Annotated in this window: 21 protein-coding genes; 7 read left to right on the plus strand and 14 right to left on the minus strand. The window is 74.3% G+C overall.

Annotated elements, in window-relative coordinates; translation table 11 throughout:
- Nucleotides 1–79: 79 nt before the first annotated feature.
- Nucleotides 80–628: a hypothetical protein gene (locus ACH9EU_RS01125; RefSeq protein ID WP_396412088.1), complete on the plus strand. Its 549-nt coding sequence runs from the start codon at nt 80–82 to the stop codon at nt 626–628.
- 7 nt (nt 629–635) lie between these two features.
- Here the strand turns inward: ACH9EU_RS01125 and ACH9EU_RS01130 are convergent, their stop codons facing one another.
- From ACH9EU_RS01130 to ACH9EU_RS01150, 5 genes are read right to left on the minus strand one after another with little or no spacing between them, the layout of a single operon-like run.
- On the minus strand, nt 636–1,688 hold the full coding sequence (locus ACH9EU_RS01130) for a 3-hydroxyisobutyryl-CoA hydrolase (protein ID WP_396412089.1): 1,053 nt from the start codon (nt 1,686–1,688) through the stop codon (nt 636–638).
- A 40-nt stretch (nt 1,689–1,728) separates the two neighbouring features.
- Complete coding sequence (locus ACH9EU_RS01135) at nt 1,729–2,544, minus strand: glycerophosphodiester phosphodiesterase family protein (RefSeq protein ID WP_396412090.1); 816 nt, start codon at nt 2,542–2,544, stop codon at nt 1,729–1,731.
- 10 nt (nt 2,545–2,554) lie between these two features.
- Nucleotides 2,555–3,427 (minus strand): HAD-IIB family hydrolase, encoded by an 873-nt coding sequence (locus ACH9EU_RS01140; protein WP_396412091.1) that lies wholly within the window; start codon nt 3,425–3,427, stop codon nt 2,555–2,557.
- Between the two features lie 14 nt (nt 3,428–3,441).
- Complete coding sequence (locus tag ACH9EU_RS01145; RefSeq protein WP_396412092.1) at nt 3,442–3,960, minus strand: YbhB/YbcL family Raf kinase inhibitor-like protein; 519 nt, start codon at nt 3,958–3,960, stop codon at nt 3,442–3,444.
- Between the two features lie 32 nt (nt 3,961–3,992).
- On the minus strand, nt 3,993–4,922 hold the full coding sequence (locus ACH9EU_RS01150; RefSeq protein WP_396412093.1) for a PfkB family carbohydrate kinase: 930 nt from the start codon (nt 4,920–4,922) through the stop codon (nt 3,993–3,995).
- Between the two features lie 202 nt (nt 4,923–5,124).
- On the opposite strand from ACH9EU_RS01150, the gene ACH9EU_RS01155 reads away from it, so the two are divergent.
- Nucleotides 5,125–6,579: a glyceraldehyde-3-phosphate dehydrogenase gene (locus ACH9EU_RS01155; RefSeq protein ID WP_396412094.1), complete on the plus strand. Its 1,455-nt coding sequence runs from the start codon at nt 5,125–5,127 to the stop codon at nt 6,577–6,579.
- Between the two features lie 131 nt (nt 6,580–6,710).
- On the opposite strand, the gene ACH9EU_RS01160 is transcribed toward ACH9EU_RS01155, so the two are convergent.
- Genes ACH9EU_RS01160 through fdhD form a run of 4 tightly spaced genes read right to left on the minus strand, consistent with a single transcriptional unit; the run spans nt 6,711 to nt 10,849 of the window.
- Nucleotides 6,711–8,027 carry a M18 family aminopeptidase gene (locus ACH9EU_RS01160; RefSeq protein WP_396412095.1) on the minus strand — a complete coding sequence of 439 codons (1,317 nt, stop codon included), beginning with the start codon at nt 8,025–8,027 and terminating at the stop codon, nt 6,711–6,713.
- A 9-nt stretch (nt 8,028–8,036) separates the two neighbouring features.
- The gene (locus ACH9EU_RS01165; RefSeq protein ID WP_396412096.1) at nt 8,037–9,173 is read right to left on the minus strand and encodes a CPBP family glutamic-type intramembrane protease; all 1,137 of its coding nucleotides are present in this window, start codon (nt 9,171–9,173) and stop codon (nt 8,037–8,039) included.
- Between the two features lie 57 nt (nt 9,174–9,230).
- Nucleotides 9,231–9,965 (minus strand): glutamine amidotransferase, encoded by a 735-nt coding sequence (locus ACH9EU_RS01170; protein WP_396412097.1) that lies wholly within the window; start codon nt 9,963–9,965, stop codon nt 9,231–9,233.
- Entirely contained in the window at nt 9,962–10,849 is an 888-nt protein-coding gene (fdhD, locus tag ACH9EU_RS01175; protein ID WP_396412098.1) for a formate dehydrogenase accessory sulfurtransferase FdhD, read from the minus strand. Before fdhD ends, ACH9EU_RS01170 begins: the two co-directional genes overlap by 4 nt.
- A 239-nt stretch (nt 10,850–11,088) precedes the next feature.
- Here fdhD and ACH9EU_RS01180 point away from each other — a divergent pair, with 239 nt between their 5' ends.
- The 3 genes from ACH9EU_RS01180 (at nt 11,089) to ACH9EU_RS01190 (ending at nt 12,620) form a co-directional block, all read left to right on the plus strand.
- A complete protein-coding gene (locus ACH9EU_RS01180) occupies nt 11,089–11,268 on the plus strand; it encodes a hypothetical protein (protein WP_396412099.1) in 180 nt (59 codons plus the stop codon).
- Entirely contained in the window at nt 11,265–11,810 is a 546-nt protein-coding gene (locus tag ACH9EU_RS01185; RefSeq protein WP_396412100.1) for a signal peptidase I, read from the plus strand. The genes ACH9EU_RS01180 and ACH9EU_RS01185 overlap by 4 nt, the downstream gene beginning before the upstream one ends.
- A 63-nt stretch (nt 11,811–11,873) precedes the next feature.
- On the plus strand, nt 11,874–12,620 hold the full coding sequence (locus ACH9EU_RS01190) for a PIG-L family deacetylase (RefSeq protein WP_396412101.1): 747 nt from the start codon (nt 11,874–11,876) through the stop codon (nt 12,618–12,620).
- Nucleotides 12,621–12,626: 6 nt separating this feature from the next.
- Here ACH9EU_RS01190 and ACH9EU_RS01195 read toward each other — a convergent pair whose 3' ends face one another.
- The 4 genes from ACH9EU_RS01195 to ACH9EU_RS01210 all read right to left on the minus strand — a co-directional run bounded on the left by ACH9EU_RS01195 (nt 12,627) and on the right by ACH9EU_RS01210 (nt 16,996).
- A complete protein-coding gene (locus ACH9EU_RS01195; RefSeq protein WP_396412102.1) occupies nt 12,627–13,850 on the minus strand; it encodes an MFS transporter in 1,224 nt (407 codons plus the stop codon).
- Nucleotides 13,843–15,129 carry a glycosyltransferase 87 family protein gene (locus ACH9EU_RS01200; protein WP_396412103.1) on the minus strand — a complete coding sequence of 429 codons (1,287 nt, stop codon included), beginning with the start codon at nt 15,127–15,129 and terminating at the stop codon, nt 13,843–13,845. The genes ACH9EU_RS01195 and ACH9EU_RS01200 overlap by 8 nt, the downstream gene beginning before the upstream one ends.
- A 190-nt stretch (nt 15,130–15,319) precedes the next feature.
- Nucleotides 15,320–16,054 carry an ANTAR domain-containing protein gene (locus ACH9EU_RS01205; RefSeq protein WP_396412104.1) on the minus strand — a complete coding sequence of 245 codons (735 nt, stop codon included), beginning with the start codon at nt 16,052–16,054 and terminating at the stop codon, nt 15,320–15,322.
- A 144-nt stretch (nt 16,055–16,198) separates the two neighbouring features.
- Nucleotides 16,199–16,996 carry an SDR family oxidoreductase gene (locus tag ACH9EU_RS01210; RefSeq protein WP_396412105.1) on the minus strand — a complete coding sequence of 266 codons (798 nt, stop codon included), beginning with the start codon at nt 16,994–16,996 and terminating at the stop codon, nt 16,199–16,201.
- 136 nt (nt 16,997–17,132) lie between these two features.
- Here ACH9EU_RS01210 and ACH9EU_RS01215 point away from each other — a divergent pair, with 136 nt between their 5' ends.
- Entirely contained in the window at nt 17,133–17,903 is a 771-nt protein-coding gene (locus ACH9EU_RS01215; RefSeq protein WP_396412106.1) for a hypothetical protein, read from the plus strand.
- Nucleotides 17,904–17,914: 11 nt separating this feature from the next.
- On the opposite strand, the gene ACH9EU_RS01220 is transcribed toward ACH9EU_RS01215, so the two are convergent.
- Nucleotides 17,915–18,844 carry an alcohol dehydrogenase catalytic domain-containing protein gene (locus ACH9EU_RS01220; protein ID WP_396412107.1) on the minus strand — a complete coding sequence of 310 codons (930 nt, stop codon included), beginning with the start codon at nt 18,842–18,844 and terminating at the stop codon, nt 17,915–17,917.
- A gap of 153 nt (nt 18,845–18,997) precedes the next feature.
- On the opposite strand from ACH9EU_RS01220, the gene ACH9EU_RS01225 reads away from it, so the two are divergent.
- The gene (locus ACH9EU_RS01225) at nt 18,998–19,429 is read left to right on the plus strand and encodes a VOC family protein (protein ID WP_396412108.1); all 432 of its coding nucleotides are present in this window, start codon (nt 18,998–19,000) and stop codon (nt 19,427–19,429) included.
- Nucleotides 19,430–19,482 lie beyond the last annotated feature (53 nt).

Consider the following 19,482-nt stretch of genomic DNA (forward strand, 5'->3'; position numbering starts at 1 on the left):
AATGGCCAGCACGCCCGGCCGGAGCGGTCGCGGCAACCAGGACAGCCGCCCCGCGGGGTGCGGGAACGGAGCGCCAGGCATGCACGACGGCACCGACAGCAGGGTCATGCGGACGGTCTACACGATCTTCCTCGGCGTCCTGCTCGCCCTGTTCGTGGGGCTGGGGATCACCACGTTCCACCCGGGCCCGGAGGAGCCCACGCCTCCCCCGGCCGTCGCGGTGGCCCAGGAGCAGCGGGAGCCGACCCCCGAGGAGCGGCAGGAGTGGCTGGCCTACGAGCGCGAGCGGGAGGCGTGGGAGGACGAGAACATGCGCTACAGCCGGGACGTGGGCATCGCGGCACTCGTCGCCTCCGTGGTGCTCCTCGCGGTGGGCATGCTCGTCGAACGGCGCCGGCCCGTGCTCGCCGACGGCGCCCTGCTGGCAGGTCTGTTCACCCTGCTCCACAGCGTGACCCGGAGCCTGATCTCCCGCGACACCATCGCGTCCTTCACCGTGGTCACCGTGGCCCTGGTGCTGGTGCTCCTCCTGGGCTACCGCCGATTCGTGGACCGGCCCAGCGACTCCGTCCTCCGGTCGGGCGCCCCGGCGGGCGCGGACGACGAGGCGCGCCCACCGCGCCGCTGAGCGCTCCTCACAGCGGCAGGGGCAGCTTCTCGCCGAGAACGGCCCGGACCGCGTCCACGTCGACCTCCGCCACGGAGCGGTGCTCCCAGGCCGGCGCGTTGTCCTTGTCCACGAGCACCGCGCGCACGCCCTCGGCGAAGTCCGGGCGGGCGATCGTGTCCGCGGCCAGCCGCAGCTCTCGCTCCAGGCAGGAGCGCACGTCGTCGTCGGCGGCGCCGCGCTCGAGCAGCTCGAAGGTGCGCACCAGGGAGGACGGGCTCATCCCGGCGAGGTCGTCGGGGGCCGCGGCGGCGATCTCCTCCAGGGTCTCGGCCCCGTAGCGGTCCTCGATCTGCGCCCAGCGCTCCACGACCGGCGAGGACTCCGGCTCCCGGGCGAACCGGGCCAGGGCGGCCTCGGGGCCCTCCTCGACCACGGCCTGCGCCAGGGCCTCGAAGTCCTCGTCGGCCACGAGGGCGTCGGCCAGACCCAGGGCCACGGCGTCCGCGCCGCCGATCCGCTGCCCGCCCAGGCCCAGCCAGCGGCCCACGGCAGGGCTCGGCTCGCCCCGGCGCCGCGGCCGGGAGACCCGGGGCAGGAACCAGGAGGCGCCGATGTCGGGGAAGAAGCCGATCTTCGTCTCGGGCATGGCCATGAGGGTCGAGGACCCGACGACGCGGTGGGAGCCGTGCACCGAGATGCCCATCCCGCCGCCCATGCAGATGCCGTTCATGAGCGCCACGTAGGGCTTCGGGTAGGTCGCGATCAGGCAGTCGAGGGCGTACTCCGTGGCGAAGACCTGCGTGGCGTCCTCGATCCGCCCGGCGAGCACCGCGTCCCGCACCTCGCGGATGTCGCCGCCGGCGCAGAACGCCTTGGGCGAGGCGGACGTGACGAGGACGTGCCGCACGGCGTCGTCGTCCCGCCACCCGTCGAGGGCGGCGCGGAGGTCGCGGTACATCTGCGCGGTCAGCGCGTTGAGCTGGCGGGGACGGTTCAGCACGATGTGGCCCGTGCCGTTGCGCACCTCGGTCAGGACGTGCTGCGCGGTGGTGCTGGTCGTGGTGGTGGTCTCGGTCATGGCCACCACCCTGCCACGAGGACCGGCGCCGTGTCATGGATCACGGGCGCGGCGGCCACTGCCCCCGCTGCGTCAGGAGCTCGGCGAGCAGGTCCGCGCGGTCCGTGATGAGCCCGTCGACCCCGAGGTCGAGCAGCTCGGCCATCTCCGCGGGCTCGTCGACGGTCCACACGTGCACGGCGATCCCGTGGCGGTGGGCGAAGTCGAGGAACCGCGGGGTCACCAGCTCGACCTCGGCCCCGCCGCGCCCCCGGTACCGGCGCGGCACCTGCACGGTGTCGAACGGCTCGATCCACGGGGCGGCCGCCCGCCGGGCCGCCGGCCAGCTGGGCCCGCCCACCATCGCACACCCCAGCAACAGGCGCACCCCTCCCTCGCCCGAGGAGGTGGGCACGGAACGGCCGGTGAGCGCGCGCAGGGCGCGCACCGTGCGCCGGCGGCGGCTCTCGGAGAAGGACGTCACCCGCACGCGGTCCTCGGCCCCGAGCTCGTGGAGCAGCCTCGGGAGCGCCGTGACCGACGCCTCGTCCTTGACGTCGATGTTGAACCGGAGCTCGGGCAGCCCGGTCAGCAGGTCGCCGAGCCGCGGGATGGCCGCGGCGCCCGCGACGCGCGCCGCCCGGACCTGCTCCCAGGTCAGGGCCGAGACCTGCCCGGTGCCGTCGGTCACGCGGTCCAGGGTCTCGTCGTGGAAGGAGAGCACCACCCCGTCCCGGGTGGTGTTGACGTCGGTCTCGATCCAGTGGTAGCCCAGGTCCCGGGCGGCACGGAAGGCCTCCACGGTGTTCTCCGCGCCCTCGCGGGAGAAGCCCCGGTGGGCCAGGGCGGCCGGCGCGTCGTGCGCAGAAGGAGTCACCACACCATTGTTACCCAGCGGTAGCCGCTGTGCCAGTGCCCCGCCCGGACCGCGAGCGGCGCAGCAGGGCCTCGATCACGCGGGCCACGCCGTCCTCCTCGAACGGCGGAGCCGTCCGGCCCACGGCCCGCGCCACGGCGGGGTGCCCGCTCGCCATCGCGTAGCCGTGGGCCGCCCAGGTCAGCATCTCGAGATCGTTCGGCATGTCCCCGAAGGCCATCACCTCGTGCGGCCGGATCCCGCGCTCGGCCGCGTACTGCTCCAGGGTGCGGGCCTTCGTGAGGCCCTTCTGCCCCATCTCCACGAGCGGGGCGGTCGCCACGGAGTGCGTGACGGACAGCCGCCCCGCCACGAGCCCGCTGAGCGCCCGGTAGTACTCCTGCGGGTCGGCGGAGTCCAGCTTGGCCAGGAACTTCACGAGCCCGGAGCCGGCCGGCACCCGCTCCCGCAGCGGACCGGCGAGCGGGACTCCGATCTCCATCCGGTCGGTGCGGGCCCACCCGTAGTCGGTGTAGACGCCCTCGAGGGTCTCGGCCGCGAACAGCGAGCCGGGGTGGCGCGCGGCCACCTCCGCCATGATCGCGAACGCCTCCTCCGCCGGGAAGAGGCTGGACTCCACGACCACGTCCGCCGCGAGGTCGTAGACCACCGCCCCGTTGGAGCAGATGACCACGCCCTGGTGGTCCAGCTGCTCGCGCAGCGGATCGAGCCAGCGCATGGGGCGTCCCGTCACGAAGACCACGTGTATGCCGCTGGCCTGGGCGGCCGTGATGGCGTCCACGGTGCGCGGCCGGAAACGGAAGTCGTCCCCCAGGACGGTGCCGTCCAGGTCGCTGGCGATCATCCGGATCGGGGCCCCGGGGACCTCCAGGGCTGGGCTCACAGAGGTGGACTCACCTACGCCTCGTAGATCGCCGTGAGGCAGGCGCGGGCGATGCCGTGGCTGAACAGCTGGAAGTTCACGGCGGCGGGGCTCGCGCTCTCGTCGACGTCCACTTGCTCCTCCCCCACGGCGGTCACGCACACGATGTAGCGGTGCGGGCCGTGGCCGGGGGGAGGGGCGGCCCCGAGGTACTCGTCGGTGCCGCCGTCGTTGCGGTGCTTGACCGCACCCGCCGGCGGGTCGGACGCGGCACCGCGCGCGAGCGATGTGACGTCGGCCGGGATGTTGGACAGGCACCAGTGCCAGAACCCGCTGGGAGTGGGGGCGTCCGGGTCGAACATCGTGACCACGTAGCTCTTCGTGCCCTCCGGGGCGCCGGACCAGCTCAGCTGCGGGGAGACGTCCTTCCCCCCGGCTCCCATGATGCCGGAGCACTGGTCCTTGCGCAGCGGTTCGCCGTCGGTGATGTCCTCGGAGGTGAGGGTGAAGCTCGGCAGGTCGGGCAGGTCGGCGTACGGTTCGCGGTCGAGCACAGGGGTTCTCCTTCCGTTGCGGTACGGGCTGGTCAGGACGCGGGGATCTCGTCCGCGCGCGGCAGGTCGGCCCCGGTGCGGGAGACCGTGACGCCGGCGGCGGCGGCGGCGAAGACCAGCAGGTCGTGGACCCGGGCGGCGTCCAGGTCGCCGAGCCGCCGGCGGGCCTGCGCACCGCTGCAGCCGTGGTCGGTGAGCCATGCGAGGAGCGCGGCCATGAACGAGTCGCCGGCGCCCACGGTGTCCACCACGGTGGTGCGGGCCGCCGGCACCTCCACCCCGCGCGGGGCGGTCTCCCGGGTCAGGGCCCACGGACCCAGCGGACCCCGGGTGACCACGACCAGCTCCGCGCCGATCGCCAGCCACGCGGCGGCGCTGTCCTCGATGCTGCGGTTGGGGTAGAGCCACAGGAGGTCCTCGTCGGAGGCCTTGACGACGTCGGCGAGGCCCACGAGCTGCTCCGCCCGCGCGCGGGCGGCCGAGGAGTCCGGGATGATGGACGGCCGGCAGTTCGGGTCGTAGGAGATCAGCGAGGTGCCGTGCGCGAGCTCCACGGCGTGCAGCACCTTGGAGGCGCCCGGTTCGAGCATGGCCCCGATCGACCCGACGTGGAGCAGGTCCGTGTCGCGGAGCAGCTCGCGCAGCTGCTCGTCCGAGAGGTCCAGGGACCAGTCGAGCCGGAAGTCGTAGGTGGCGGCGCCGTCCTCGCCGATGACGGCCTCGGCCACGGAGGTGGGACGGGTGTCCGCGTCGAAGGGCAGGAGGACTCCGTTGTCCCGCAGGTGGGCCTCGACCTGGGCGCCGTACGGGTCCTCGCCCCAGCGGCCGAGGAACTGGACCTGCCGGCCCAGCCGCGCCAGGCCCACCGCCACGTTCATGGGGCTTCCGCCCGCGTGCGCACGCGGCTCCTGGCCCCGCTTGGAGACCACGTCCACGAGTGCCTCACCGATCACCGTCAGCATGTGCTCACGGTAGCACCACCCCCTCGGGCCGGCCCGGGCCCCCGGGTGCGTAACGCGGGCCGCCCGGGCGGTCCCGGTGGCCCTAGAATGGACGACGGCGCCCTGCGCGAACCGCAGGCGTCAGCGCACCCGACCGCGCAACGACGCGCGGCACGTCACGGCCGGACACGATGACGTCCCCGGCCGAGGAAGAGAGTCATAGTTGAGCACTCCCGAAAACTGGGCCGACCGTGAGGCCCTCGCCGAGGCCATGGTTCCCCTCGTCGGCCGGCTGCACCGCGAGAACAAGGTCGTGCCCACGGTCTACGGCCGATCGCTGGTGCACAAGTCCGTCACCCAGATCATCAAGGCGCACCGCTTCGCCCGCCGCATCGACGGCGCGGAGATGCCCCTCGAGGACACGACCCGCCTGCTGGAGACCATGCAGCGGCTGAACCTCGGCACGTGTGCCGTGGACCTGGGGAAGCTGAACCGGCTCGCCAAGGAGTCCGACCGCGACCTGGAGGGGTTCCTGCGCGAGGAGCTCGCCCCGGTCGTGGACCGCCGGGCCCAGAACTCCCCGGAGTCCCAGGACGTGGTCCTGTACGGCTTCGGCCGCATCGGACGACTCCTGGCCCGCATCCTCATCAACCGCAACGACGGCACCGGACTGAACCTGCGCGCCGTGGTGGTCCGCAAGAAGCCGGGCAACGACCTGGTCAAGCGCGCCTCCCTGCTGCGCCGGGACTCCGTGCACGGGAAGTTCGACGGGACGATCCACGTGGACGAGGAGAACAACGTCATCACGGCCAACGGGGTGGCCATCCAGTTCATCTACGCGTCCGACCCCACCGAGATCGACTACACCGACTACGGCATCGACAACGCGATCGTCGTCGACAACACGGGCGTGTGGCGCGACGAGGCGGGGCTGTCCCAGCACCTGCAGTCCAAGGGCGTGGCGAAGGTCCTGCTCACGGCCCCGGGCAAGGGCGACCTGAAGAACATCGTGTGCGGCGTCAACGACGACGTCATCACCCCGGAGGACAAGGTCCTCTCCGCCGCGTCGTGCACCACCAACGCGATCACCCCGGTCGTGAAGGTGCTCAACGACAAGTACGGCATCAAGCAGGGCCACGTCGAGACGGTGCACTCCTACACCAACGACCAGAACCTGATCGACAACTGGCACAAGGGCGACCGCCGGGGACGCTCCGCCGCCCTGAACATGGTGATCACCGAGACCGGCGCCGCCAAGGCCGTGGCCAAGGCCCTGCCCGAGATGGCGGGCAAGCTCACCGGCAACGCCATCCGCGTCCCCACCCCGGACGTGTCCATGGCCATCCTCAACCTGCAGCTCGACCAGGCCCCGCAGTCCAAGGACGCCGTCAACGAGTACCTTCGGGACATCTCGCTGAACTCGACCCTGCGCAAGCAGATCGACTACACCGACTCCCCCGAGACCGTGTCGACGGACCTGGTGGGCTCCCGCCGCGCGGGCGTGGTCGACGGGCTCGCGACGATCGTCAACGGCAGCTCGCTGGTGCTCTACGTGTGGTACGACAACGAGTTCGGCTACTCCTGCCAGGTCGTGCGCGTGCTGGCGCGGATGGCAGACATCGCGATGCCGCAGTTCCCCGCCGAGCGGGTGGCGGCCACGGCGTCGATCTCCGGCTGAGCCGCCCCTCCCGCTGCGGGGAGTCGCGTCCGGCCACTCCCCGCAACGAGGGGGCGCCTTCGAACGCCAGACGTGCTGTGATCCGTTCGCAGGCGCCCCCTCGGCAGGCGCCGCGCGCCGGGAAGCCCGGCTCAGGCCGTGAAGAAGGCTCCCACCACGTCCGTGAGCGCGGCGACGTCGTCGACGTGGCACAGCTCGCGCGCGGAGTGCATCGAGAGCAGCCCGAGGCCGACGTCGATCGTGCGGATGCCCAGCCGGGCGGCGGTGATCGGCCCGATCGTCGATCCGCACGGCACCCGGTTGTGGGAGACGAACTCCTGGTAGCCGGCCCCGGCCCGGGCGCAGGCCTCCGCCCAGATCGCGGCGCCCACGGCGTCCGTGGCGTAGTGCTGGTCGGCGTTGAGCTTCAGCAGCGGGCCGCCCCCCGGCACGGGGCGGTTCACGGGGTCGTGCTGCCCCTGGTAGTTGGGGTGCACGAGGTGCCCCGCGTCGGAGGACAGGCACACCGACCCGGCGAGGGACCGGCGGTGCTCCGCGGGGGTCCGGCCGAGGCCCTCGCCGATCCGCACGAGCACGTCCTCGAGGAACGGCCCGGCGGCACCGGAGCGGGTGCGGGAGCCGATCTCCTCGTGGTCGAAGGCGGCCAGCACCGCGACGTGCGGGCCGCCCTCGACCGCTTCGACCTCCCGGACCAGGGCGCCCAGCCCGGCGTGCACGGAGGACAGGTTGTCCAGCCGGCCGGAGGCGAACAGCTCCCCGCACCCCCCGAAGACCTCGGGCCGCTGGGCGTCGGCCAGCACGACGTCGTGGCCGAGGATGCGGGCCGGGTCCACGGGACCGTCCTCGGCGTGGCGGGCCAGCAGCGCCAGGACGTCGGCGTCCTCGGCCGGGCCCACGCCCCAGACGGGCTGCACGTGGTCCTGCCGGTCGAGCTTCAGCCCCTGGTTGGCCTCGCGGTCGAGGTGGATGGCCAGCTGCGGGATGCGGGCCACCGCGCCCGTCGCGGTGAGCCGCTCCTCCGGGACGCCGTCGTCCCCGCGCAGCACGATCCGGCCCGCCAGGCGCAGCTCGCGGTCCAGCCAGGAGTTCAGCAGCGGCCCGCCGTAGGTCTCGACCCCGGCCTGGTACCAGGAGTGGGCGGTGGTCGTGGGACGCGGTTTGAGCTTGAAGCCGGGCGAGTCCGTGTGCGCGCCCAGGATCCGGAAGCCCGCCCCCGGCCGCACGTCCGCCGGGGTCGCCCATGCGATGACCGCCCCGTCGCGCAGCACGTACCGACGGCCCCGCACGTCGGCGGCGGCCCAGTCCTGCGTCTCGTCGAGCCGCCGGAACCCGGCCCCCTCGAGTCGCCTCCCCGCGGCCCGGGCCGCGTGGTAGGAGCTCGGCGACTCCGTCACGAAACGGCCGAGGTCCTCGACGACGGGCAGGGGGCCGGCGCTGGGGGAATCCATGCCGCCAGTCTACGGAAGGCGCAGCGGGGCCGGGGACTGCCCGGCCCAGTGCCCCGGACACGCCGGCGGTCCCGGGCACACCCAGCCCGCCGGCGCCCCGGGGGCCGGTGCCCCCAGGGCCGGCGCCCCCAGGGCACGCGCCCGGGGGCCCGGTCCCGGCCACACCGTGCCGGACCCGCCCGGCGGCGGCAGCCGGACGGTGCGGGTCACCTCCACGTGGTGCTTGCGGGCGCTGCGGACCACGAGCCACGCGAAGACGAGCTGGAGCACGGTCGAGGCCACCGGGGCGTACCACGGGGTCTCCGTGGCCCCGGGCTCGGCCCAGCCGAGGGCCCCGAAGGAGAAGGCCAGCAGGTTGTTGACGACGTGCAGCGCGATGGCCGCCTCGAGGCCCCCGGTGCGCCACGTGACCCACCCGGCCACGACGGCCATGGCCGCGACCCCGAGCAGGCCGAAGACGTCGTAGAAGTGCCCGAAGGTGAACAGCGGCACCGGCAGCAGGATCGCGACCACCGGCCGCCGCACCCAGCTCCCGACCGCCTGGAGGAGGACGCCGCGGAAGAGGAGCTCCTCGGCCGCGCTCTGCAGCGGCACGAGCAGGACCACCATGAGCACGACCAGCGGGAAGGCGTCCACCGGCTCCGGGGCCGGGTACGCGCCGAGCGCGGCGAACTCGACAAGCAGGAGCGCGCCGTGTCCGAGCACGTAGACGGCCAGGGCGATCGCCGTGGCACGGCCGAGGACCCTCCAGCGCAGCCGCCCCGTGACCGACAGCAGCAGCCCCAGTGGGCGGGCGCCGATGACGAGCCGGCCGACCAGGACCGCGGGGATCATGAGGATCACCGACACGAGGACCATGACGAGGACCGCGGGGTCCAGCAGGTCCACGCGCCCGACGTCGGCGAACGCCTCGTCGAGGGCGTCCGGTCCCCGCAGCCCCATGAGGGCCAACGCCCACACCACGCCGAGCACGACCGCCAGGACCAGGTACACGGCGCCGAAGACCACGAGCTCCACGATCGGCTTCCACCACCGGTGCCCGGGGTCGGCGTGGCCGAGGCGGTGGTACGGCAGGACGCGGACGCCGGGTCCGGGGCGGGGGCCGTCCAGGGGCCGGGCCGCCCAGGGGGTGGTGCGCATGGTCATGCCCCTCACGCTAGCCGCCCGGGACGACACCGCACACACGGCAGGTCGAGAGGCTGCTCAGCGGGCGAAACGGTCCACGAACGCCGCGAGGATCCTGGCCGGCTCGGTGACGGGCGGGGCCGAGCGGACCCGGTCCTTGACGTCCTCCGCCGTCCCGGCCGGGAAGTAGCCGTGGTCCTTGTAGGCCTCGATCCGGTTCAGCAGGGCAGTGCTGTCGAGCTCCGGGTGGAACTGCGTGGCGTAGAGATTCTGCTTGATCCGGAACATCTGCACCGGGCACCGGGCACCGGTGGCCAGCAGCACGGCCGCCGGGGCAAGCGTGCGCGTACCCTCCTTGTGGCCCACGAAACCGTGGAACGCCGGCGGGAGCTGCCGCAGCAGCGGGTCCCGCCTGCCCTCCTCCGTGAGGGTCACCTCGATCGCGTCGATCTCCTCGCCGCGGCTGCGGTCCACGACGGCGCCCTGGTGGGTCCCGAGGGTCCCGACGCCGTAGCAGGCGCCGAGGAAGGGGAAGTCGCGGACAACGACCTCGTCGAGCAGCTCCCGCATCTCCGACTCGGCGCGCCGCTGGACCTGGGACTTCAGCTCCGGCGGGTCCGAGGAGTTGAACGGGGAGCCGCAGACGACCACCCCCGAGTACCGGTCGAGGTCGACCGCGGGCATGGGCCCGGCCTCCAGCCGGACGCGGTGCAGCCTGCTCTCCGCCAGGCCGCTGAAGCGGCAGATCGTCTCGTACTCCTCGTCCGCGACGTCGTCCTCGGCGCGGGTGGCGAGGAGCAGGAAGGGCTTCATGGCTCCATCGTAGACAGCGCCGGGTCCCTCTCCCCGCCCGGTACGGGCACGATGCGCTCGTGGTGGGCGTAGGCGTTGAACGAGGCGCCCCGGCTGAACCCGACCAGCGTGATGCCCGTGCTGTCGGCGAGCTCCACGGCGAGCGCGGAGGGCGCCGAGACGGCCGCGAGCGCCGGGATCCCTGCCATGGAGGCCTTCTGGACCAGTTCGAAGGAAGCGCGGCCCGAGACCTGCAGGACGGTGGAGCGCAGGGGCAGCAGGCCCTCGCGCAGCGCCCACCCCACGACCTTGTCCACGGCGTTGTGCCGGCCGACGTCCTCGCGCACGCACAGCAGCTCGGGGTCGGCGCCGTCCTCGGGGAAGCGGAAGAGGCCTGCGGCGTGCACCCCACCGGTCGTGGCGAACAGCTTCTGCCCCGCGCGCAGCCGGTCCGGCAGCGCCAGCAGGGCGGGCACGGGCAGCCGCACCCCGTCCCGGGCGGGCTCGAAGGCCGAGACCTTCGTGACGGCCTCGATCGACGCCGTCCCGCACACCCCGCAGGACGACGACGTGTAGACGTGGCGCTCCATGGAGGTGTCCGGGAGGGCGACCCCGGGTGCCAGCCGGACTCCGACCACGTTGTAGCTGCGCCGCCCGTCGGGGCCGACGCCGTCGCGGTAGTCCAGCTGCACGATCTCCTCGGCGGCGCGCACCACGCCCTCCGAGACGAGGAACCCGGCCACGAGGTCGAAGTCGTGGCCGGGGGTGCGCATCGTGACGGTGAACGGGCTCCCGTCGAGCCGGATCTCCAGCGGCTCCTCGCCCGCGAGGGTGTCCGCGCGGCCCGTCCCGGCGCCGTCGGCCGTGTACCGGTGCACACGGCGCCGCTGGGATGCTCGGGTCATGGTGGTCCTCCGCTCCGGGACCGTCCTGCGGATCCCTCCCGGCATCCTAGGCCCGGCACGCACGCACGCCGAAGTGGGGACAGCACCGGGCCGTCGCGTCGGGCCATGTGGGGACGCGCCATTCATGTGCGAATTCATAGACTTTTTGCGGGTCCCGCGCGCCGGGGAGCCGTCGGGGGCTGCCGGCGGCCCCCGGCCGCGGCCGCCCCGCACCGCACGCCGCACTCCGGAGGCCCCCCATGGCCCGCACCGCCCGCACGACGACCGCCGGCCGCGCCTTCGCGGCCTCGGGGGCCGCGCTGCTCGCCCTGGCCCTGCTCAGCGGCGGTGCCGGGAAGGGCTGGTCCGACGCTCCGCCGCTGCACACCGGAGCGGTCGGGACGGGCTGCGAGGACCCCTGCCCGGCGTCCCGGCCGTGAGCACCGTGCTGCGCGCGGGCGCCCGGAGCGTGCTCGGCTTCCTGCTCGCCGGTGTCTGCGCGGGGCTGCTGGCCGTCGCCGTCGTCCCGCTCGTGCTCGGCTGGGTGCCGCTGTCCGTGCTCTCCGGCTCGATGGCACCGGGCGTCCCCACCGGCAGCCAGGTCGTCGTCGAGCCCCTGGAGAGCCGGGCCGAGGTCGCCCGGCTGCGCCCCGGCGACGTCGTGAGCTTCGTACCGGCCGGCGCCGGCTCGGCCCTGGTCACGCACCGCATCGTGGCGATCCACCGCGACGCGGACGGCGCACCGCTCTTCACCACGCGCGGCGACGCCAACGCCGCCCCGGACCCGGAGCCCGTGCCCGCCGACCGTCTGCGCGGGGTCGTGCGCTACCACGTGCCGTGGGCGGGCCGCGTCGCGACGCTGCTCGACCCGCAGCAGAAGCGCGTGGGGACGGTGCTGGTCGCCGCCGCGCTGCTGGGCTACGCCGTCCGGCAGGCCGCCGGCCCGGCCCGGGACCGGCCGCGCGCCACGGCCCGGTCGTGACGCGCACACCCCAGTCTCCGGCCCGCCGTTGCGCAACGGGCACCCGACGGCCACCATGGGGGCATGGCAGAGACCCCCCTGACGCACGTCGACGAGTCCTGGCAGCGCGCCCTGGTCGTCGTCGCCCATCCGGACGACATGGAGTTCGGCGCCGCCGCGGCCGTGGCGCGCTGGACGGGCCAGGGCAAGGACGTCGTCTACTGCCTGGTCACGAGCGGGGAGGCGGGCATCGACGGCATGGAGCCCCAGCGTGCCGGGCCGCTGCGCGAGGACGAGCAGCGCGAGTCCTGCCGGGTCGTGGGCGTGGACCGGGTCGAGTTCCTCCACCTGCCCGACGGCGTGCTCGAGTACGGCGTGGCGCTGCGGCGCCGGCTCGCCGAGGTGGTCCGCCGGCACCGCCCCGACGTGGTGATCACCAACAACTTCCGCGACACCTGGGACAACGCCACGAACCTGAACCAGGCCGACCACATCGCCGTGGGGCGCGCCACCCTGGACGCGGCCCGGGACGCCGGCAACCGGTGGGTCTTCCCCGAGCAGGTCGAGGCGGGACTCGCCCCGTGGCCCGACGTGGTCGCCGTGTGGGCGGCCGCCTCACCGGACTCCCGGCACGCCGTGGACGTCACGGCGACGTTCGGCGCCGGAGTGGAGTCCCTCCGCGCGCACCGCGCGTACCTCGACGGACTGGGCTGGGCCGACTTCGACCCGGACGCCTTCCTGCGGGCCAACGCCGCCGCCGTGGGCGGGCGCGCCGGTGTCGAGCTCGCGAGCGCGTTCGAGGTCTTCCCGCTGAAGTGGGGTGGGGAGTGATCGCCGTCAGGCCCGGTCGGGCTCTCTGAGCACCACGACGACGAGCAGGACGGCGAGGACCACGAGCCCCGCCACGAACCCGACCGCCCCCGTCCAGCCGGTGGCCGTGTAGAAGAACCCGCCCGCCGTGCCCAGCACGGACGATCCGCCGTAGTAGAAGAGCGTGTACAGGGACGAGGCCTGCGCCCGGCCCGTGCGGGAGCGCACCGGCACCCAGCCGGAGGCCACGGCGTGCGCGGCGAAGAACCCGGCCGTGAACAGCAGAAGCCCCCCGACGATCGCGGGCAGCCAGGGCACGAGCGTGGCGAGCAGCCCCGCGAGCATGACCAGCCCGCTCGCCACCAGCACCGTGCGGCGGCCGCGGGCGGCGGCGACCCGCCCCGCGGTTCCCGAGGACCAGGTGCCCGACAGGTACGCCAGGAACAGCAGGCTGACCACGGTCTGGGACACCCCGAAGGGCTCCCCGCCCAGGTGGAAGCCCAGGTAGTTGTAGACGGCCACGAACCCGCCCATGAGCAGGAAGCCCTGGAGGTACAGCACGACCAGGCCCGGGTCGGCGAGGTTGGCCCCCAGCCGGCCGATGAGCCCGGACCGGCCGGTGAGCCGCACGGTCTGCCGCACGAACCCGCGCTGTCGCGGGGCGATGAGGACGAAGACCACGGCGGCGACCGCGGCGAGCACGCTCACGGTGATCGTCCCCGTCCGCCAGCCGAGGACGTCCCCCACGGGCGCGGCGACGATGCGCCCGGAGAGCCCGCCCAGGCTCGTGCCGGCCACGTAGGTGCCCGCGGCGACGGCGGCGTGCCGGGGGTTCAGCTCCTCCGCGAGGTAGGCCATCGCCACGGCGGGGATCCCGCCCAGGGCGACGCCCTCCACGAAGCGCAACGCCACGAAGGACTCGAAGGTGGGCGTGAACGGCATCACGAGACCCAGCGCCGTGGCGGCCACGACCGCCACGACCATCGTCCGCAACCGGCCCCAGCGGTCGGAGACCACCGACCACGGCAGGACGCCCACGGCGAGGCCGAGCGTGGCCGCCGACACCCCCAGGGACGCCCGCGCGGCGTCGATCCTCAGCTCCGCGGCCAGCAGCGGGAGGACGCCCTGCACGGAGTAGAGCTGCGCGAACGTGGCCACCCCGGCGCACAGCAGGGCGAGCAGGACGCGGCGGTAGCCGCGGCTGCCGAGGTCGTGGCCGGGCCAGGCGCCGGGCGGGCTCCTGTCAGCCACGGCGGGGCCCGCCCGCGTCGCGACGGCCGGCGCGCAGGCCGGCGGCCACCCACACGGCCAGGAGCAGGAACAGCGCCAGGTAGGGCAGGGCCGCGACGACGTCGACGGCGCCGGCCGGCACCCCCGCGGGCCGCAGCCACGCGTCCCAGCGGATGGGGCCGATGTACAGGCCCACGACGGCCGTCCACGCCAGCACCAGGACCGGTCGGCGGAGCCGCCCCCTGAAGAAGGCGGGCCAGGCCTCGGCCCACACGGCGGTGAGCACGACCCCCCACCACAGGTGGTGGTGGGACCAGGTCACCGGGGACAGGTAGAGCATGACCAGCGCGTTGACCGCCACGATCGACAGGGTCATCCCGCGTGCCACGAGCACCCGCAGCAGCAGCGCCGCACCGGCCACCATGACCAGGAGGAGGGCCCAGCGCAGCACCGGCTCCGGGCCGCCGGGCACCCCGAGGTGCAGCAGGACGCCCTGGAGCGAGGTGTTGTCGACGTAGCCGGTGTCGCCCACCCTGTCGTCGCTCACCACGGCCCGGGTCCAGAAGACGACCGCGTCCCGCGGCAGGACGAGGAAGCCGATCAGCACGGTGGCCGCGAAGCTCAGGCCCATCGCCACGAGCGGCCCGAGCCGTCCGCGCACCAGGTACAGCAGGCCGAAGGCCAGCGGCGTCAGCTTGATGCCGGCGGCCAGCCCGATCCACACCCCGCGCGGCACGCGCCCCAGCGGACCGTCGCCGCGGCGGCGCAGCAGGTCGTAGAGGACCAGGGCCAGGAGCAGGGCGTTGATCTGGCCCAGGCCGACGTTGCGCATCCAGGGGCCCGACCACAGCAGCACGGCCGTGCCCGCGGCCACGGCCGTCGCCGGGCCGAGCAGGTGCTGCAGGGGCAGTGGCCGGCCGCAGTCCTCGGCCCGGCGCAGGAGCGCGGCGGAGAGCGCCACGGCCACGGCGATCGTGACGGTCGCGAGCAGCAGCTCGGTGAGCGGCTCCGGGAGGTAGGCCAGCGGCACGAACAGCAGGGCCGCGAAGGGCGGGTAGGTGAACGGCAGTCCGCCGTCCCCGTCCGGGTCCAGGCCCGGGCCGTAGAGCTCGTCGCCGAACCCCCAGCGGTCCACCACTGCCATCCCGCCCAGCCGGTAGACGTCGAGGTCGACGCTGCCGTCGAGGGCCAGCCACAGGGAGCGGTACAGCGCCCCCGCGAGCAGGAGCCACACCAGCACGGTCAGCGCCCTGGCGTACCGCCGACGCAGCGCCGGAACGGTGGTGGAGGCAACGGTCACCGGGTACTCAGCTCTCGGACAGGGGGCGGGGCGGGTCCTACTCTAAGCCCGCCGGGTCACCGGCCCCGCTCCCCGCGATCCCCCGGGCCCGCGGCGGGCGCCCGGCCACGGCGGGCCCGTGCAGGACCCCGCGCGCGGCGCTCCCGGGTGGCCGGCGCCCGGGTCGGCCCGCTCCCGGCGGGACGCGGGATCAGCGGTCGAAGTGGGTCTCGACCGGTCCCTGGCCGACCTTCTCCACGAGCTCGGCGGCGAGGTCGCGCAGCTTGACGTTGCGGTTGCTCGAGGCGGCGGCCAGGATGCCGAAGGCCTCCTCCTGGCTGCAGCGGTTCTGCCCCATGACGATCCCCACGGCCAGGTCGATGGTGGTCCGCGAGCGCATGGCCGCGTCCAGGTCCGCCTCGGCGTCCCGGTGCCGGGCCAGCCGCAGGGCCAGGCGCAGCGCCTTGGAAGCCGAGCGGACCTCGTGCCGGACCGACTCGATCGTGGCGGGGTCGAACCGTCCGGGACGGTCGGAGTAGACGTTGAAGCCGGCCGTGGCCTCCCCGGACAGGTCGAAGGGCACGCCGATGACCGAGCGGATGCCGACCCGGGCCGCGGCGTCGGTGTACTCCGGCCACTGATCGCTGCCGCGCACGTCCGGGATGTGCACGAGCCGGTGCTCCCGGGCCGCCGTGAGGCACGGACCGTCCCCGAACTCGTACTGGATCTCGTCGAGCGCCGCCGCCCGCTCGCCGCTGGCCGCCACCGTCCCGGCCCTGCGGTCCCGCAGCAGGGTCACGGCGCACCAGACCTGCTCCTCGTCCGAGGAGAGGCTCTCGGCGGTCATGCGGGCGAACTCGTTCAGGAAGTCGCCGATGTCGCCGCTGTCGAGCAGCAGGTCCTGCAACCGCTCCGCGGACGAACCGCCCGTCCTGTGCTCTGTCATGACTCTCCGTCCGCCGGTCGACCGCCCCGGGTCTGCGTCCGCCGGCACGGCTCCGGCAATTCTACGCGGGCGCGCTCCTCACGGCACCCGGGCCGTCCGGTGCGGGGCCGGCTCGCGCCCGCACCTCCCGCCCGCCGGGGCCTGCTACCCCTTCCGCCACTCGTCGCTCGTGAGGTGGGAGCCTGCCTGCGGGCCCATCTGCACCATGCCGCCGTCGACGACCCAGGAGGCACCGGTGACGTAGGCGGCCGCCGGCGAGGCGAGGAACGCGATGACCGCCGCGACCTCCCGTGCGTCGCCGGGGCGGCCCAGGGGTACGCCGGGGCGGCGGGTGCCGCGCGGGTCCTCGTCCTCCTGCCCGGTCATGGCGGTCGCGATCTCCCCCGGGGCCACGGAGTTCGCCGTGATCCCGTGCTGTCCCAGCTCGAGGGCGACCGTCTTCACCAGGCCTCCGAGGCCGTGCTTCGCGGCGTCGTAGGCGCTCGAGCCGACACGGGGCAGGTGCTCGTGGACGCTCGTGACCGCGATCAGCCGGCCGCCGCGGCCGGCTGCGACCATGTGCCGGGCAGCGGCCTGCAGGCACACGAACGCGCCGTCGAGGTCGGTGGACACGACCGTGCGCCAGGTGTCCAGGGACGTCTCGAGGAACGGGACGTTCGCCCCGGTACCCGAGTTGTTGACGAACACGTCGAGACCACCGAGCCGTTCGACGAGACCGTCCACGACGGCGCCGCAGCCCTCCAGGTCGGTGGTGTCCAGCCGGGCCACGTACGCCTGCCGCCCGTGGGAGCGGACCTCCTCGGCGGTCCGCCGGGCGCCCGCCTCGTCCTCGTGCCACGTGACCCCGACGTCCATGCCGGCCGCGGCGAGCGCCACCGCGCTCGCCCGTCCGATGCCCGAGTCGGAGCCGGTGACGATGGCTGTGCGCGGCGTGCGGTCCATGGTCGTGCCCTTCCGTCGACGGGGGTCGCGGACCGCCGTCCGGTCCGGTCCGGGGTCCTCAGGCTACGTCCTGTCGTGCGGTGGCGGACAGGCCGGCCCGGGTGCATTGCGCCACGCGTCCGATCGGAGGAACATCATGAGCAGGCTGAGGACCGTTGAACGGGAGACCCACGCGGAGGAGATGGTCATGGCACGGCACGATCCACGAGGACCGGACCCCCGGGAGGAGCCCTGGGCGGACAGGGACGCGACGGCACGCGCGGAGACGACGACGTCGCGGGACGCGACGTCACCGCGGGAGACGGCGGCGGAGACTCCCCGCGGCCGGCGCCACGAGGTGGTGGCCGCGGAGAAGAAGGAGTACGGCGGCGTCAAGATCGGCTCCGCGTTCTTCGGCTGGCTGACCGCCACCGGCGTGGCCGTGCTGCTCACCGCCCTGCTCACCGCCGTGGGGGCGGGGGTCGGCGTCGCCGACGGCACCGACCCGGAGCAGATCGCGGACGAGGTCGCCCGCAGCGGCGGCACCGTGGGCCTCGTCAGCGGCATCGCCCTCGCCGTCGTCCTGTTCCTGGCGTACTTCGCCGGGGGCTACGTGGCGGGTCGCATGGCGCGTTTCGACGGCGCCAAGCAGGGCGTGGCCGTGTGGCTGTGGGCCATCGTGGTCGCCGGCCTCCTGGCCGTGGCCGGGGCCGTGGCGGGCGAGCAGTTCAACGTCCTGCGGGACCTCAACAGCTTCCCGCGGGTCCCCCTGGACGAGGGCACGCTCACCACCGCCGGCATCATCGCCCTGGTCGCGGCGGTGCTCATCCCCCTGCTGGCCGCCGTGCTGGGCGGACTCGCGGGGATGCGCTTCCACCGCAGGGTGGACCAGGTGGGCGTGGACCACCAGTACCGGTCCGGCCGCTGAGGCCCCGGCCGTCAGAGCTCCAGGACCAGGCGACCCCGCACCCCGCCGGCCTCGAGCCGGCGGTGCGCCTCCGCGGCCTGCGCGGCCGGGTACCGGCCCGCCACGCGCAGGGTCAGCACGCCGTCGTCGACCAGGCGGCGCAACCGGTCGAGCTTCTCGCCGGAGTGGTACTCGTCGTAGACGTTGATCCGGTGCACGGTGATGTCGCGACCGGGGTCGCCCGCCCAGCGGCGGACGGTCGCGAAGCCGCCGCCGTCGCGGACGGCCGGGGCGGCCTTCTCGTCGAGCACGGCGGCGTCCACGAGGCCGTCGACCCCGTCGGGGAAGAACTCGCGGATCCGCCGGGCCACGTCGTCGCCGCGGGCCACCACGTGGTCCGCGCCGAAGCTCTCCACGAGCTCCAGGTCGTGGTCGTCCGCGTCCGCGACGACCGTGAGTCCCTCGTGCTTGGCCAGCTCGATCACGTAGCCGCCCAGGGTGCCCGCCGCACCGGTGACCGCGAGCGTCTGCTCCGGCTTCAGGTCCAGCGCCTCGAGGGCCTGCAGGGCCGTGAGCCCGTTCATGGGCAGCGTGGCGGCCGTCGCGAAGTCCGTGTTCTCGGGGATCCGGGCGATCGAGTCGTCCGGGGCGACGAGCAGCTGCGCGTAGGCTCCTCCGTGCTCGCCGCGCGGCAGGGCGATGCCCATCACGGCGTCCCCCGCCCGCCAGGCGCTCCCCGCGCCGACCTCGTCCACGGTCCCCGCGGCGTCCATGCCGGGCACGTGCGGCGGACGCCGGTCTCCCAGCTGCTGTCCACCGGCCCGCAGGACGGCGTCCGTGGGACTCACGGCGGCCGCGTGCACCCTGATCCGCACCTGCCCCGGGCCGGGGTGCGGATCCGGCACCTCGTGGACGGCGAGGACCTCGGGCCCTCCGAACGATTCGACTCCGATGACCAGCATGTCCGGTGCAACCCACGGCGGCCCGGCGACATTCCGGGCCGCCCCGGAGGACGATCGCCGCGACCGGGGCCGACATGGCGCACAGCCGTTGCGCCGGCACCCGCCGGGGGCCATCCTGGGGACCACTCCTGCCGCACGGACGAAGGACACCACATGGCAACGACCGGCTTCATCGCTCTGCCCGTCTCGGACCTGGAACGGGCCCGGCAGTTCTACACGCGCCTCGGCTGGAGCCTCCACCCCTCCTACCAGGACGCGGGACCGGGTGTCGTCCTGGTCCGGGACGCGGAACAGGTCATGGTCCTCAGCGAGGACCGGCACCGGCAGCCGGTGACTCCGCCGGGTCCCCCTCAGCCGGACGACACGCACGTCGTCAACGCCCTGAGCGTCGACGCCCCCGAGGACGTGGACGCCATCGTCGACCAGGCCGTGCGCGCCGGCGCGGTCGAGGGCGACGCCCAGGACTTCGGGTTCCTGCACTCGCGCAGCTTCCGGGATCCGGACGGGAACCTCTGGGAGGTCCTGTGGGTCGACCCGGAGTCGGAGCACGAGGACCACCCGCAGGAGCGGACCGGCCGGTCCTGAGCGGGAGGCCCGGTCCCGGCCGTCCCGGGGCTCGGCTGTCCAGGACCCGGGTG

The sequence above is a fragment of the Kocuria rhizosphaerae genome, from assembly GCF_044462265.1.
Classification (GTDB): Bacteria; Actinomycetota; Actinomycetes; order Actinomycetales; family Micrococcaceae; genus Kocuria; species Kocuria rhizosphaerae.